At 59.1% G+C, this 14,377-nt stretch carries 11 protein-coding genes; 8 read left to right on the top strand and 3 right to left on the bottom strand.

The window, feature by feature from the left end; genetic code table 11:
- The first annotated feature begins 107 nt into the window (after positions 1-107).
- From JOD69_RS11550 to JOD69_RS11525, 6 genes are all read left to right on the top strand, one after another.
- Positions 108-407, top strand: coding sequence for a PilZ domain-containing protein (locus JOD69_RS11550; RefSeq protein WP_086134802.1), 300 nt, complete (start codon positions 108-110; stop codon positions 405-407).
- A gap of 30 nt (positions 408-437) precedes the next feature.
- Positions 438-842 (top strand): 6-carboxytetrahydropterin synthase, encoded by a 405-nt coding sequence (locus JOD69_RS11545; protein ID WP_086134801.1) that lies wholly within the window; start codon positions 438-440, stop codon positions 840-842.
- A 19-nt stretch (positions 843-861) separates the two neighbouring features.
- On the top strand, positions 862-1,311 hold the full coding sequence (locus JOD69_RS11540) for a DUF1249 domain-containing protein (protein WP_077729558.1): 450 nt from the start codon (positions 862-864) through the stop codon (positions 1,309-1,311).
- Positions 1,312-1,659: 348 nt separating this feature from the next.
- Positions 1,660-2,685 carry a chemotaxis protein CheB gene (locus JOD69_RS11535; RefSeq protein ID WP_086134800.1) on the top strand — a complete coding sequence of 342 codons (1,026 nt, stop codon included), beginning with the start codon at positions 1,660-1,662 and terminating at the stop codon, positions 2,683-2,685.
- 891 nt (positions 2,686-3,576) lie between these two features.
- Entirely contained in the window at positions 3,577-6,339 is a 2,763-nt protein-coding gene (locus JOD69_RS11530; RefSeq protein ID WP_240502451.1) for a SpoIIE family protein phosphatase, read from the top strand.
- Positions 6,311-7,450 carry a PhnD/SsuA/transferrin family substrate-binding protein gene (locus JOD69_RS11525; RefSeq protein WP_086134799.1) on the top strand — a complete coding sequence of 380 codons (1,140 nt, stop codon included), beginning with the start codon at positions 6,311-6,313 and terminating at the stop codon, positions 7,448-7,450. Before JOD69_RS11530 ends, JOD69_RS11525 begins: the two co-directional genes overlap by 29 nt.
- Before the next feature lie 303 nt (positions 7,451-7,753).
- On the opposite strand, the gene recQ is transcribed toward JOD69_RS11525, so the two are convergent.
- The 3 genes from recQ to purE all read right to left on the bottom strand — a co-directional run bounded on the left by recQ (position 7,754) and on the right by purE (position 11,675).
- Complete coding sequence (gene recQ, locus JOD69_RS11520; protein WP_086134798.1) at positions 7,754-9,907, bottom strand: DNA helicase RecQ; 2,154 nt, start codon at positions 9,905-9,907, stop codon at positions 7,754-7,756.
- Positions 9,908-9,942: 35 nt separating this feature from the next.
- Complete coding sequence (locus JOD69_RS11515; RefSeq protein ID WP_077729554.1) at positions 9,943-11,073, bottom strand: 5-(carboxyamino)imidazole ribonucleotide synthase; 1,131 nt, start codon at positions 11,071-11,073, stop codon at positions 9,943-9,945.
- A 113-nt stretch (positions 11,074-11,186) separates the two neighbouring features.
- Positions 11,187-11,675 carry a 5-(carboxyamino)imidazole ribonucleotide mutase gene (gene purE / locus JOD69_RS11510; protein ID WP_077729553.1) on the bottom strand — a complete coding sequence of 163 codons (489 nt, stop codon included), beginning with the start codon at positions 11,673-11,675 and terminating at the stop codon, positions 11,187-11,189.
- Between the two features lie 107 nt (positions 11,676-11,782).
- Between purE and ubiG the strand changes: the two genes are divergently transcribed.
- Positions 11,783-12,523, top strand: a complete 741-nt coding sequence (gene ubiG, locus JOD69_RS11505) for a bifunctional 2-polyprenyl-6-hydroxyphenol methylase/3-demethylubiquinol 3-O-methyltransferase UbiG (RefSeq protein ID WP_086134797.1) — start codon at positions 11,783-11,785, stop codon at positions 12,521-12,523.
- 287 nt (positions 12,524-12,810) lie between these two features.
- Positions 12,811-14,373 carry a Re/Si-specific NAD(P)(+) transhydrogenase subunit alpha gene (locus JOD69_RS11500; RefSeq protein ID WP_077729551.1) on the top strand — a complete coding sequence of 521 codons (1,563 nt, stop codon included), beginning with the start codon at positions 12,811-12,813 and terminating at the stop codon, positions 14,371-14,373.
- Positions 14,374-14,377: the final 4 nt, after the last annotated feature.

Below are 14,377 nucleotides of genomic sequence, written 5' to 3'. Positions count from 1 at the left end.
CATAAAAGGGCGCGCATTGCCAAACCCGAAATCGGAATCGTCCGAACGACTTCGGCTATGATCTATCGGTTAGAATACCGGGAAACCTAATGGGGAGATGCACAGCTATGCTGGAGTACGACGAAAAGCGGGATTTCATCCGCATGCAGGCCGATTGCAAGTTGACCTTCCGGTTGGCCGACAGCGATATTGTACATGAGGGGGTATGTGTAAATATCAGCGGCTCCGGCATCTTGTTCGAGACCGATATTCCTGTGGCGATCGGTAAAGCCGTTGAAGTGTGCCTCGTTCCGCAGAACAAAATCACCCCGCCTTTGACCGCCTATATCGAAACGATCCGCTGCGCGGAGAGCGAAGCGGGTGGTTACCGAATTGCCGGCGCCATCAAAGGCATCAAGAGCGAGTGAAATCGCTGGTCAATATCCTTGTCGCAATTCATGTTTACGATTACCAAAGAAGTGTATTTTTGCTACGGACACCGTCTAATGGAACATACGGGCAAGTGCCGTCATCTCCATGGTCATAGTGTCAAGGCAGCAATTACCGTGATTGCCGAAAGTTTGAACGAACAGGGCATGGTCTGCGATTTCGCGGAGATCAGCGCCGTCGCGTCGGAGTATATCGACCGGCAGCTCGATCACAATCTGCTTCTGCACAAGGATGACCCACTCCTGCCGGCGCTAGTTTCGGCCGGAGAACGTTTTCTGGCGCTCGACGAGCATCCTACGGCCGAGTATCTGGCCAAGCTGATATTCGGACACGTCGCGAGCCGAGGATACAACGTCAAGAGCGTGACCTTATGGGAGACATCCAGCGCCTGCGCTACCTACAGTGAATTTTGAGAGATCGTTTTTACCGGTAATGAGCATTTTCCAGCCCGCAGAAAAATCCTTCTGGCTGCAAAAAGTCTGCGAATCGAACTACGAGAAACTGGCGCACCTGATTCCCGACTTGGACCGCATCGACGAGACCGCCGTCGCCCAAGTCAACGGCAAGCCGTCCCTGCATCTGAGGTTGCTCGAAAGGTCGCCTTATACCCTGACGCTGGAGCTTACCCACGATTTCGTGCGGGGTTTCGAGCCGGCGGTGAGAATCCGCGTCAGTCTGGACGCCAAGACCGCCGAAGCGCTCAGCGACCACTGCCGACCGGTGGTCCTCGATGCGGTGAGGGACCGGTCCAGCGCCAAGAGCGTGCTCGATTACAAATGGTCGCTGAACTACTTCCTCACCCGCTGGCTGGATCACTGCCTCCAAAGCGACTACCGATTCGGAACCGCCCGTTATTCGCGGGAAGAATTCGCCACGGTCTAATTCCATTCGACATTCGAGTGAACATTCATCGTAGGATGGGTAGAGCGAAGCGAAACCCATCGATGGCGGGTTAGCCCTAGTCTCCGCTCAGGACAGGCCCCGCGTAACCCGCCGATGGAAGGTCGCTCGGCGGGTTACGGCGCACGCGAAGCGCAGTGATCGGCAGTCGGTCAGTGCTAATGTGCGCCTAACCCACCCTACGAAAAACGATTCCTGATTGAAAGCGATTTGGAGGGGTGGTCGAGTTACTCCTATCCGTTGTACCCGAACGTCGATCCAATTTCGCCCTTGATCAACCATTCGGCGTCCTTCGGGTCTAAGTAAGTATTTGGAATAAAAACCCGTACGATGCATACCCGCGACATGATCGTCATCGGCGCCTCGGCGGGAGGCGTGGAAGCGTTGAAAAATCTGGTCGGCGATCTGTCTTCCGATCTTGAGGCGACCCTTCTCGTTGTCCTTCATGTCCCAAGTCATAGTACGAGCTTTCTGCCGAATATTCTCCAGCGAAATGGACCGCTCCCGGCCACCCACCCGGATGACGGCGAGACGATTCGGCGGGGGCATATCTACGTCGCCCCGCCTAACCGGCATCTGGTGCTCAGAGACGGGAAAATTCATCTTTCGGGAGGCCCCAGGGAGAACGGCTTCCGCCCCGCGATCGATCCGCTTTTCCGCTCGGCGGCGAGGATATACGACTCTCGCGTGATAGGAGTCATTTTATCGGGCACGCTCGGCGACGGCAGTTTCGGACTCAAATCCATCAAGAACGCCGGCGGGATAGTGATAGTCCAGGATCCACAGGAAGCCATTTTCTCCGAGATGCCGCTGAACGCCATCGAAAGCATCGCGGTCGACTACATCCTGCCCGTCGCGGGCATTGCCGCAACCATCGAGCAGTTAGCCCAACAGCCCGTGCGACAACGAAGAGGTGCCCCCATGCCGGATGAAACAGAAAAAGAGCGTGAGATTGTCAAAAAGGACATAAGACAGTTCGAATCCGGGGGAAACCCGCGCCTTGCCAGTGTCCTGACCTGTCCGGAATGCGGCGGGGTGATGTGGGAACTCGGGCACGGCGAAATGGTTAAGTACCGCTGCCATGTCGGACATGCGTTTTCCACGGAAAGCCTGCTCAATGAACAGGCCGAAACGCTTGAAGTCGCCCTTTGGTCCGCAATCCGTTCCCTGGAGGAACGGGCAGCCCTGCTAAAGCGCATGGCCGCGCAATGCCACGAGCACGGCAGCGTCTTTTCGGAGCAAAGGTTTTCGGATCAGGCGAAGGAAACCGAACAAAACGCCGACGTGATCCGTACCGTATTGCTCAACGGCAGAAAAAACATAGCCAGTCTCGACGAAGAAGCCGGCAACGAGTGAGTCGGGCGTTTGCCCGTGCGTTACGGCCCACTTCTCATTTCAATAGCAAGGGGTCGTTTTAATCGGGATGCTTCCAACAGGGCTTTCGCTGGCTTCCAGGCTCCCGCTTGGAAGCCATATCCGAGACGCCCGAGTTGGCACTGGGTTCCCAAGCTGGAGTTTGGGAACCAGCACAATTCTGAGAAGGTTTTGCTGCTCCTTGAAAGCTTCGAAGCCACCGGCAGAGGCACCGGTGCCGACGATCATGAGCGGGTGCTTTGGGGACAAGGCGACATGCGTTGACGGTGAGGTTTTCTTGGACTGCGATTCGTCCCGTGTTTTTTGAGTGCGTTTCTTTGCCATGACTGCTTGACAATGGAACTATCTTGGCCTTGTGCGCGAGTCGTTCGCTGATGCCAAGAGTGCATACTCCGTTTTTCACGGATTCGCGAACGCGGCCGAGCGGTCTCTGGCAATTGGATGGTAATTCTGCGGGAACGTCAGACAAATCGGCAAAAAGTACGTGATGGGCAAACAAGCCGGGTGACCGTCGGCCGATGCCCAATCGACTATTCGGGCCAGGGTTCCGTGATTGGCTTTCGATGTCGGATCATTCCGGCCTTTTTAAGAGGTGAGGGTTATCCATACTAAGACCGAAGACTAGCAATAAGATCCTGCAACGTCCCGATATTCCCGTTCACCGCGCTGTGCTTCCGCTACGCTCCTCGACACCGGCGCCGTGGTCCCATGAGGCGCCATTCTGACGCAAAAATTCTCAAATATATTGGAGCTGCGAGCATCAGTTACTGATCTAGATCAACATTTCGGGCGAAGTTTACAAATCCATCTACTATTAATGAATGCCCTACAAGGGGGCATTCATTAATAGAACGGAAAGAGGAAGGAGAACTTATGGAGCCCGGAAAGTTTCCCTTGTCCCAGCAAACACCCTCGAAAATGCAAGGTTTTTTTCGAGAGTCTCTCGGCTGGGCATTGGACCAGTACGGCACCGTGCTGGGCCTTCTGGCGATGACGGCCGTCGTGAGCTACGCCGTTCTGATCGCCGACCTTCGCAGTCAGGAGGGCAGCGCCGCTGCCTTGAACCTGGCTGGCCACGAGCGCATGTTGGTGGAGCGCGGCGTGGTTCTGGCGATGAAAATGACAGCCACCGAAAGCCATGTCGAGCGCCAGGCCATCCGACAGCAGATGGTGGATACCATCAGCCTGTTCGAGAACATGCACGGTTATCTCAGGAACGGCGATCGCCTGGTGCGCCAGGGGCCGCGTCTACTGGCCGAGCCGGGCGAACTGGCTCCGGAACTGCGCCTCATCTACTTCGAAGATCCGATCAAACTCGATCAACAGATCAATGCTTACATCGAGGCGATACGTAAGCTATTGTCGCGGCCGGTGGATGCCGTCAATTCGGACGATCCGTATTTTCAGTATCTCACTTCCGACGCCCCCGAAAAGATCCTCTCCGGCCTCGACAAGGTGGTGGCGTATTACCAGCAAAATGCCGACTTCCGCCTGCAAAATACCCAAGACCTGCAAGGCGTGATGCTGGCGCTGTTCCTGTTTGCCTTGGCTTTCGGCGGCATGGGCCTCTTGAATCCTCTGGTCAAGCGCCTCAAGGACAGCATGGCGAACCTACAGGCCCAGAGGGACTTCAACGAAAACATCATCAATACGGCTCAAGCGCTGATCATCGGTTTGGACACCCGAGGCAAGATCATCTTGTTCAACCGCTATGCCCAGGAAATCTCCGGCTGGACCGAGGACGAGGTGCGCGGTAGCGAGTTCTTTGCCATGCTCTTTACGCCCGAACAGCAGGGCCAAATGCGGGTTTTGTTCGACGATGTCGTGCAGGGCGGTCTGTCCGGCGAGACCGGGACGGAAGTTCCCATGCGAATCCGTAGCGAGGAACTGGTGGACATCATCTGGCATGCCACGGTGGTCCGCGATCAGGACAGCAAGCAGCCGGTCCTGTTCCTCATCACCGGCGACGACATTACCGAGCGCAAGCGGGCGGAAGATCGTCTGCAAGCCACCCTGGTGGAACTGGAAAAGCTGAGCAGCCGACTGCAGGAAGAAATCAACCTCGCCGCCGCCTTGCAGCATTCCATTCTGCCGAGCCCCGACATCGTTCTGCCGGGCGTACACGGCGTCGCCTCCTTGACTACTTCCAGCGAGGTGGGCGGCGACTACTACGACTATTACAAGGTCGGCGGCTATTACGCCGTTATGGTGATCGGCGACGTGAGCGGGCACGGCGTGGCGGCGGGCACCATGGTGAGCGCCGCCAAGGCAGGTCTCTATCCGCTGGCGAATGAAGGGGTGACCCGCCCCGCGGAGATCCTTCGTTCCCTCAACGAAACCATGTTGGCAACGGCGCACCAGTCGTTGCTGATGACCATGGGCTGTCTGAGTCTGGACAGCCGCACCGGTCACTTGCGCTTCGCCAACGCCGGACACGTGCTGCCTTACCTCAAGCGGCGCGGGGATAAGCACTGGACCATGATCGAGGGGGGCGGCTTGCCCTTGGGAAAGAGCCGCGATTCCGATTACCTCTCGGTAGAACTGGATCTGCAACTCGATATCGGCGACCGGATATTCCTCTACACCGATGGCGTGGTGGAACAGGAATCGGCGCGCGGCGAACCCTTCGGCTACGAGCGGCTAGAAGCCATTCTGAACGAAAACGCCGAGGCCGAGCCGCGCGTGCTGGAAGAAAAAATTCTCGCTGCACTCAAGGCTTACGGCGGACGCGACCATTTCGACGACGATGTGACCGTGGCCGTGCTGGAGCATACCGATCGCGTGGAGGTCCAGGCCGCGCGCGACGAGGACTCGGCTCAGCTCATCCGCATCACCGAGGGATTTTACCGAGGCCAAAGCGATCACTTTACCTCGCCGACCTCGCGCCAGCTGGTGGTTTTCCTGTCCGAAGGCGAGTTTCACGACCTCTTGCCGCGCCTCAGCGTGGACGGTATCCGCCGGGTATTGCCCCGCGACGATGCCTTTTACCATCGGCTCGGTTGGGAACATTTGCTCAGTCAGCATCAAGCATCGCCGGATGATGATATTTACTGTCTCGTCCCGGGGCGCGTCGCAGAGCGGCAATTCCAGCTCACCCACAGCGACGACAAACTGTTCTTCATGGAGGAAGGTCGCGCCTGGCTGGAGGAACTGGGCGTCATGGCGCCGGACCAACTCGAGTCTATCCTGTTGGTCCTCGACGAAATGGTGGAGAACTCGTTGTACGGCGCGCCCCGTGACGGCCAAAGCCGCCCGTTTTATCTGAAGGGAACGACGCGGAATCTGTCCGAGAACGAACACGTGCGTATCCACCTGGCGGTAGGTTCCGACACCATCGGTTTGTCGGTTACCGATAACTGGGGCACCTTGACCCCGGCAATCTTCCTGGACCATCTGACTCACACGCTTGCGAAAGGCGTCGAAGCCGGTATCGGTGGAGCCGGGTTATATCTGATGTGGCGTATGTCGGATTACTTGCAGGTGCGCGTCACACCGCATCGCCGTACCCAGATCACCACTCTGTGGGATCTGAGCCGGCCCTTGCAGGTCGGCTTGAAAACCGGATTCCAGTTCCTCTACCACAGCGAGCACGATGAGGTTGTAAGCCATGACTCTGGCAGATTCACTTTTCATTAACAGCCTGCCGTCCGGCGAGGAAGGCGTGCTGTGCTACGCCTTTGCCGGTTCGGTAGACGCCCATTCCGCGCAGACCCTCGGTCAGTTGAACGGCATTCCGGCCAACGCCCGCGTCAGTTTGGATTTCAAACAGGTCGAGCGGGTCAATTCAATGGGCCTGTCTCTGCTCCTCAAGCTGTTCGAACACTGGGAAAGGCAGGGTATCAAGATCGAAGTCAATAACCCCAATCGCATGGTCGCGATGCTGTTCAAGATCACGGGGCTAGGCCGTTTTCTCACCACCGATGTCAGCCTGCCGTCGGAGCGGGCCCAGCCGTCCGTGGTCAGCGCCGTACGAGCCGCACCCGAGCGTCCCGTCGAATCGGGTTCGCCGCATCCCCGGGGCAAACTGAATTTCGTGGCCAGTCTACAGGTCGGTGCTCAATTGAGCGGCTGGTACCTGCTCAATACCTATTTGCAACGGCACTTGCAGCGTGCGATCCATTTCGAGCAGTTGCCGGCGGGACATGAGATCGGCCACGAAACGGTGGACATCTTCTTCGCCAAGCCCTTCGAAGCCTGTGCCATGATTCGGCGGCAGCAGTTCGTGCCATTGCTGCGGCCCTTGGGGGAGGCCGACGAAGTAGTGATCGTCATGCGCGCCAACGACGAGCGGTCACTCGCCGACATGGGAGACGTCCGCGCAGTCACGGCTTCGCAGGGCAGTTTCGTCTACCTGCTGGGTCGTTTCCTTTGCGACGAGAACGGGCTGGACTCGTCCAAGTTCCAGCATCACTTCGCGGGCAACGAAATCAAAGCGCTGCAATTGCTTCTCAAGGAACAGTCGGATGTCTTGTTCATGCTGAAGAAGACCTATTACGGCCTGTCCAATCTCACTCGAAACAATACCCGTGTCGTGGACGAAAGCGACACCCAGTTTGCCTTCCATCTTCTTTGCGCGAGCCCGCAAATCGCCGACCTCGGGGAATCCGTCGCGAAAGTCTTTACCGGCATGGGCGACGACGAGCAGGGTAAGAGCATCCTAAAGGACATCCAGTTCGACGGCTGGTGCGTGCCGCAGGAAGGAGAGCTCGCCATGCTGATGCGGTTGTACGAGAGGTACGCGGAATAAGCGGAGCGCTGCCCAGTTTTTGATCTTCGGGCCGGATACAGCATGCACGCCGTCCGATCCGAGGAGGGCTTTTTCGGAATTTCCCCAGCGAAGTAAGTCGGCAATCCTTTGCCGACGTACCCGCTTGCCGACCTGTTACGTCGGGAAAGGATTCCCGACCTACGTCAGTTGGGTGGCTCCTGTCGCGGCCCGTTTGCGATTGAAAAGGGCCATGGAAGGGTGGTTAGGTGCGCCTTGAAAGACCGGATTTGCGCCGGCAGGTTTAGACGCGCACCGTATAAACCCACCGAGGGGGCGTTCACTCTATGCCTCGGAGTCAGGCGAGTTACGCAGCCTGTCGTAATAGGCCCGCACGCAACGAAGCACTTCATAGCTGTATTTGCCGTTCAGCGCCTGGTATAGCGGCTTGAGGGCGCGCCGTTGGTCTTCCGGCAGGCTCTGCCACGCTGCTTCTATTTCTCCGATTTCCGAATCGCTCAAACCCACCACCTCGCCGAGTTCCACGGCCCCGGTTTCGATGGCCCTGGCCAGATGGCCGTAGACGGTCGAAATCGTCAATCCGCGCTGATAAGCGATCTGTTCGGCGTTCATGCCGAGCCGGAATAGCGCCAGGCTTTCGTCTGCCGTCGTGCTGGCGGTCGAGGCCGAACCGTCGCTGCTTCTGTGCTCCAGGATGACCGACAGAAACTCGTCGCCGTAGAGCTCCAGCTTGCGTTCGCCGATGCCCGCCAGGCGGCTCATTTCGGTGCGGCTGGTCGGTCTCGACTGGACCATTTCCATCAGAACGGCGTCCTGAAAAATCACGTAAGCAGGCACGTCCTGCTCCTCGGCCAGCGTGCGCCGCAAGGCGCGCAAGGCTTGCCAGAGACGCTCGTCTTCCGGGTTGGAAAAGCGTTCGACGGTCTGGCGTCGGCCGCTCGAGGCCTCCTTGTAACTGTCCCGCCTTAGCCGAAGGTCGACTTCGCTGCGCAGTACCGGGCGGCATTCCTCGGTCAGACGGAGTGCGCCGTGAGCCTCCCAGTCCACCGTCAAATAGCCTTGGGCGATGATCTGACGGAATACCGAGAGCCACTGTTTCTCGTCCATGGCGTGACCGATGCCGAAGGTGCTGAGCCTGTCGTGACCCAGCCGCTGTATTCTCTCGTTGGACTTGCCGCGCAGTACGTCGATGATGTGGTGAACGCCGAAGCGCTGGCCGGTGCGGTAGACGCAGGACAATGCCTTGCGGGCGGCGTCGGTGCCGTCCCAGGTGTCCGGCGGGTTGAGGCAGTTGTCGCAATTGCCGCAGGGTTTGTCGGAGATTTCGCCGAAGTAGCGGAGCAACGCTTGCCGACGGCAACCGGTCAGCTCGCAGAAGCCGAGCATCGAATCGAGTTTGTGGCGCTCGACCCGTTTATGCAGTTCATCCGCTTGGGAGGCCTCCACCATTTGCCGCAAGGTGATCACATCCTGCAAGCCGTAAATCATCCAGGCATTGGCCGGCAAGCCGTCGCGTCCCGCGCGTCCGGTCTCCTGATAATAAGCCTCGAGGCTCTTGGGCAGGTCGAGGTGCGCGACGAAACGGACATTGGGTTTATCTATGCCCATGCCGAAGGCGATCGTCGCCACGACGATCACGCCTTCCTCCATCAGAAATCGCCGCTGGTTTTTCTGGCGTTCCTCGGCGGAAAGGCCGGCATGGTAGGGCAGGGCGGAGAATCCTTGAGCGCGGAGCCATTCCGCGGTCGATTCCACCTTTTTTCGCGACAGGCAGTAAACGATGCCGGCATCTCCCGGATGTTCGTTTCGGAGAAACTGAACCAGCTGCCGGCGCGCGTCCTGCTTGGGCGATATCCGGTAGCGTATGTTGGGCCGGTCGAAACCGCTGCAAAAGACCCTGGCCTCCTGCAGTCCGAGGCGCTCGACGATCTCCTGCCGGGTCCGCTCGTCGGCGGTGGCGGTCAAGCCGATTCTGGGAATGCCGGGAAAACGTTCGTGCAGCAAGGAGAGCTGCCAGTAATCGGCGCGGAAGTCGTGGCCCCACTGGGACACGCAGTGCGCTTCGTCGATGGCGAAAAGGCTGACTTCGGCCCGCCCGATGAGCGCCTGCACGCGCTCGGTCAAGAGACGTTCGGGCGCGACGTAGAGGAGGTCCAGTTGGCCGTCCAGAAAGTTCCGCTCGACCTGGCGCTGTGTGTCGTAAGCCAGGGTGGAATTCAGAAAGGCGGCTCGAACGCCGAGTTGGAGCAGGGTTTCGACCTGATCCTGCATCAGGGCGATCAGGGGCGAGACCACGACGCCCGTACCGGGGCGGATTAGCGCGGGAATCTGGTAGCAGAGCGACTTGCCGCCGCCGGTGGGCATCAGCACCAGCGCATCGCCCCCTGCCGTCAGATGATCGATGACGGCGCGCTGCTGGCCGCGAAACCGTTCGTAGCCAAAGACGCTGCGCAGGACCTGAAGGGGGTCTTTCGGCATGATCCGCCAGCTTGCCGGAAGCGCCGCTTTTCCGGCTAAGCCTGGAGCATCTGTTTCAGTTCCAGTGCCTGCGACAAAGCGGCTTCCACGTTTTCGGCCAGCACGTTGAAATGTCCCATTTTACGGCCGATGCGGGCGGTCTTCTTTCCATAAAGATGGAGCTTGACGTTGGGCTGACTCAAGAGCTTGTCCCAGGCCGGCTCGTCGTCTCGCCAGATATCGCCCAGAAGATTGACCATCACCACCGGACTCAGCAAGCGGGTATCCGCGGGCGGCAATCCGCACAAGGTGCGGACTTGTTGTTCGAACTGGCTGGCGGCGCAGGCATCCAGCGTATAGTGGCCGCTGTTGTGGGGGCGCGGGGCGATTTCATTGATGACCAGGTCGTCGTTGTCCAGCACGAAGAATTCCACCGCCAGGACGCCGATATAGTCCATGGCTTGAGCGAGCTTAAGCGCCATGTCTTGCGCGTGTGTCGCGACGGCCGGCGCAACCCTGGCCGGCACGATGCTGACGTCGAGAATTCCCGATTCGTGCTGGTTTTCCGCCACGGGGAAGCAGACTACTTCGGTCGGCGAAGAACGGGCGATGATGACCGAAATCTCGGTTTTTAGATTCAGTTGCCGCTCCAGTACGCAAGACTTTCCGCCCAGTTCGGCGAATGCGGCTTTCGCTTCCTCGACGGTTTTCACCCGGATTTGGCCCTTGCCGTCGTAGCCGAGCCGCGCCAGCTTCAGAATGCCGGGCAAGTGGTCCGCCAGATTCCGATCCAGGTCGGTGGCGGTCTCGATCGCGAGAAACGGAGCGACTCCGAGCCCTGCCCCGGAAATGTATCGCTTTTCCGCGATACGGTCCTGAGCGATCGAAACGCATTCCGCCGAAGGGCTTACCCGTACGCGCTGTGCCAGGTAGCTGAGGCTTTCGGCCGGGACATTCTCGAATTCCGTGGTGACCGCGGCGCAGGTTTCGGCGAGTCTGTCGAGAGCCGCCCGGTCATCGTAGGCAGCGCGGATGTGCACATCGGCCAATCCGCCGGCCGGACTGTCGCCGTCGGGATCCAGTACGGTGACGCGATAGCCCATGGCCCGCGCCGCCATGGTGAACATGCGGCCCAATTGACCACCGCCCAGGATGCCGAGCATGGCATTCGGTAGAATGTGTTTCATCGTCGATAGGGTTAATGTGGAACTACGGGAACGGGTCGATAGACGACAGCCGTTCTTATTCTAGTTAGCTTCAGGACGTCCTGTTTCGGAAAATCAGCGGCCTGCTTTCGGCATCATTCGATTTCCGGCAGCGTCAGCCCCAGCACGGCTTCTGTTTGCCTAAGGCGATAAGCCTTGAGTTTGGCGGCCAAGTCCGAATCGTGAACGGCTAGCAGCGCCACCGCGAACAGACCGGCATTCACCGCGCCCGGTTCGCCGATGGCGAAGGTCGCGACCGGTATGCCCTTGGGCATCTGGACGATGGAGTACAGGGAGTCCTTGCCTTTCATGTATGTCGTCGGCACCGGAACGCCCAGCACGGGCAGGTGGGTTTTCGCCGCCATCATGCCGGGCAGATGCGCCGCGCCTCCAGCCCCGGCGATGATGCATTTGAGTCCGCGATCGGCCGCCGTTTCGGCGTATTGAAACAACAAATCCGGCGTCCGGTGAGCGGAAACCACCTTCGTTTCGAACGGGACATTGAAATCTTTCAACTGACGGGCGGCATGCTGCATGATCTCCCAGTCGCTATTGCTGCCCATGATGATGCCGACGTGAACCATTGAATATCCGGTCTTTCCAATCAAAAAAGCGATTTTATCCCGATTCCTCGCCACGCGCTAAGACGAAGGCACGCATATCGGGCTTCCTTCCTCTGGAAAAATAAACCTTGAGCACAAAAACCACAATCGATCCCGCCGAGGCGGCGCATTTCGACCGGCTGGCCCATGCCTGGTGGGACCCCGACGGCCCATTCTGGCCCTTGCATCGCCTCAATCGGCTTCGAGCCGGTTACATCTCCGAGCGTTTGAGCGCACGCTTCGGTCGCAGCGCGAATCGAGCTGTGCCGCTTCAGGGGATTCGTCTCTTGGACATCGGCTGCGGCGGAGGGTTGCTGAGCGAAGCGATGGCGCGGCTCGGCGCGGAGGTGCACGGCGTCGACATGGTGGAAAAGAATATCCGCATCGCGCAGCAGCATGCAGAAGCGAGCGGTCTGGCGATCCGGTACACCTGCGGCACCGCGGAAGGTTTGGCCGAACAGGGCGAATCGTACGATGCCGTCTTGAATCTCGAAGTCGTCGAGCACGTGGCCGATTTGCCGCTCTTCATGAGCGCCTGCGGCCGATTGGTCCGGCCCGGAGGGCTGATGGTCATCGGCACGCTCAACCGGACGGCCGCATCCTTTCTTACCGCGATCGTCGGCGCCGAATACGTGCTGCGCTGGCTCCCCAAGGGAACCCATCGTTGGCGGAAGTTTCCGAAACCGGAGGAATTGGAAGGCATGCTTCTCGAAAGCGGCATGCGTGTTTTCGATCGCACCGGCGTCAAGATCGATCCCTTTACTCGGAAATTCAGGCTAAGTCCCGGAATGAGCGTCAACTACATGCTGGTCGCCGAAAAATCCGGCTGATCGGCGGCGTTGCAAAGAGTTCCGCAGCCCAATCCGGATGGGTTGCCAGAGGCAAAATAAGTTGACCTCTCCCGGCAATTACTTTAAGAAGGTGCGGGGGTCGTTAAGCCGGGCCAGAAAATTTTGTCAATTATCGAGACATAGATTGTGAATTTCTCATTGTCGCACGCAAGTTAGCTATTTCCGTCCCACCAGGAACGGGACTTCTGGCGCCCTGTTTTCGCCCTCTTGAACAAAAACAATGTTCGTAATTGTTGCGCTCGATAGCGCTAGGAGGAGTACGTTTTATGCGAATTGGGGTTCCCAAAGAAATACACGCCGGAGAGAAGCGTGTTGCAACCGTGCCGGAGGTGGCCGAAAAACTCATGAAACTCGGTTTCTCGGTGACCGTGGAAACCGGGGCCGGCGACAGCGCCAACTTTTCCGACGATGCCTACCGCGAAGTCGGCTGCGACATCGCCGATGATGCTAAATCCTTGTGGGCCGGCTCGGACATCGTGCTCAAGGTGCGTGGTCCTCAAGTCCATCCCGAACTGGCCGTGGATGAAGTCGACTATTTGCGCGAGGGCGGCAATCTCATCAGCTTTATCTGGCCGGCCCAGAACCCCGATCTCATGGAACGGCTCGCGGCCAAGAAAGCCACCGTGCTGGCGATGGACAGCGTGCCCCGCATTTCCCGCGCGCAGAAGCTGGACGCCTTGAGTTCCATGGCGAATATCGCCGGCTACCGCGCAGTGATCGAGGCGGCCCAGCATTTCGGGCGGTTCTTCACGGGACAGGTGACCGCCGCCGGCAAAGTGCCGCCGGCGAAAGTATTCGTCATCGGCTGCGGCGTCGCCGGGTTGGCCGCCCTCGGCGCGGCGAACGGTCTCGGCGCCATCGTCCGGGCAACGGATACCCGCCCGGAAGTCAAAGACCAAGTCAAATCCATGGGCGCAGAGTTCGTGGAAGTCAACTATCAGGAGGAGGGCACCGGCGTCGGCGGCTATGCCAAAGTGATGAGCGAGGGCTACCAAAAGGCCCAAAAGGAAATGATCGCCCGCCAGTGCATGGACGTGGACATCGTTATCACGACCGCGCTGATTCCGGGCAAGCCCGCGCCCACACTGATCACCGCGGGAATGGTGGAATCCATGAAACCCGGCAGCGTCATCGTCGACCTGGCGGCCGAGCAGGGCGGCAACTGCGAGCTGACGGTCCCGGGCGAAGTCGTCGTCCGACACGGCGTCACCATCATCGGCTATGCCGATCTGCCCAGCCGGCTTGCCCGTCAGTCCAGCACGCTGTACGCCACCAACCTTCTGAGACTGATGGAAGAGCTGTGCCCGAACAAGGACGGCACGATCGACGTCAACATGGAGGACGAGGTCATACGCGGAACCACGGTGATCAAGGAGGGGGAAATCACCTGGCCGCCGCCACCGCCGAAAATCACCGCAGCCCCGGTAGGAGCCACCCCGGCACCGCCGGTCGAAATCAAGAAGGCGGAAAAGAAGCCGCTGCTGCCCGCCTGGGCGCAAACCGGCATCACGCTGGGCGTGGCGGGTCTCCTGTTCTACGGCCTCGGTTCTGTGGCTCCGGCGGCGTTCATGTCCCACTTCACCGTTTTCGTGCTGGCCTGTTTCGTGGGCTACATGGTGATCTGGAACGTCACCCCGGCTCTGCACACTCCGCTCATGAGCGTCACCAACGCCATTTCGAGCATCATCGCCATCGGCGCCTTGATCCAGATTTCCTCGCCCGGTGTGTTGATCACCATCTTGGCGGGGCTCGCCATCGTTCTGACCTCGGTCAACATGGCCGGCGGTTTCTGGGTCACCCAGCGCATGCTGCGCATGTTCAGAAGATAAGCGG

The sequence above is a fragment of the Methylocaldum sp. RMAD-M genome, assembly GCF_017832375.1.
GTDB lineage: Bacteria > Pseudomonadota > Gammaproteobacteria > Methylococcales > Methylococcaceae > Methylocaldum.
This window is presented reverse-complemented; position numbering and strand designations above follow the sequence as displayed.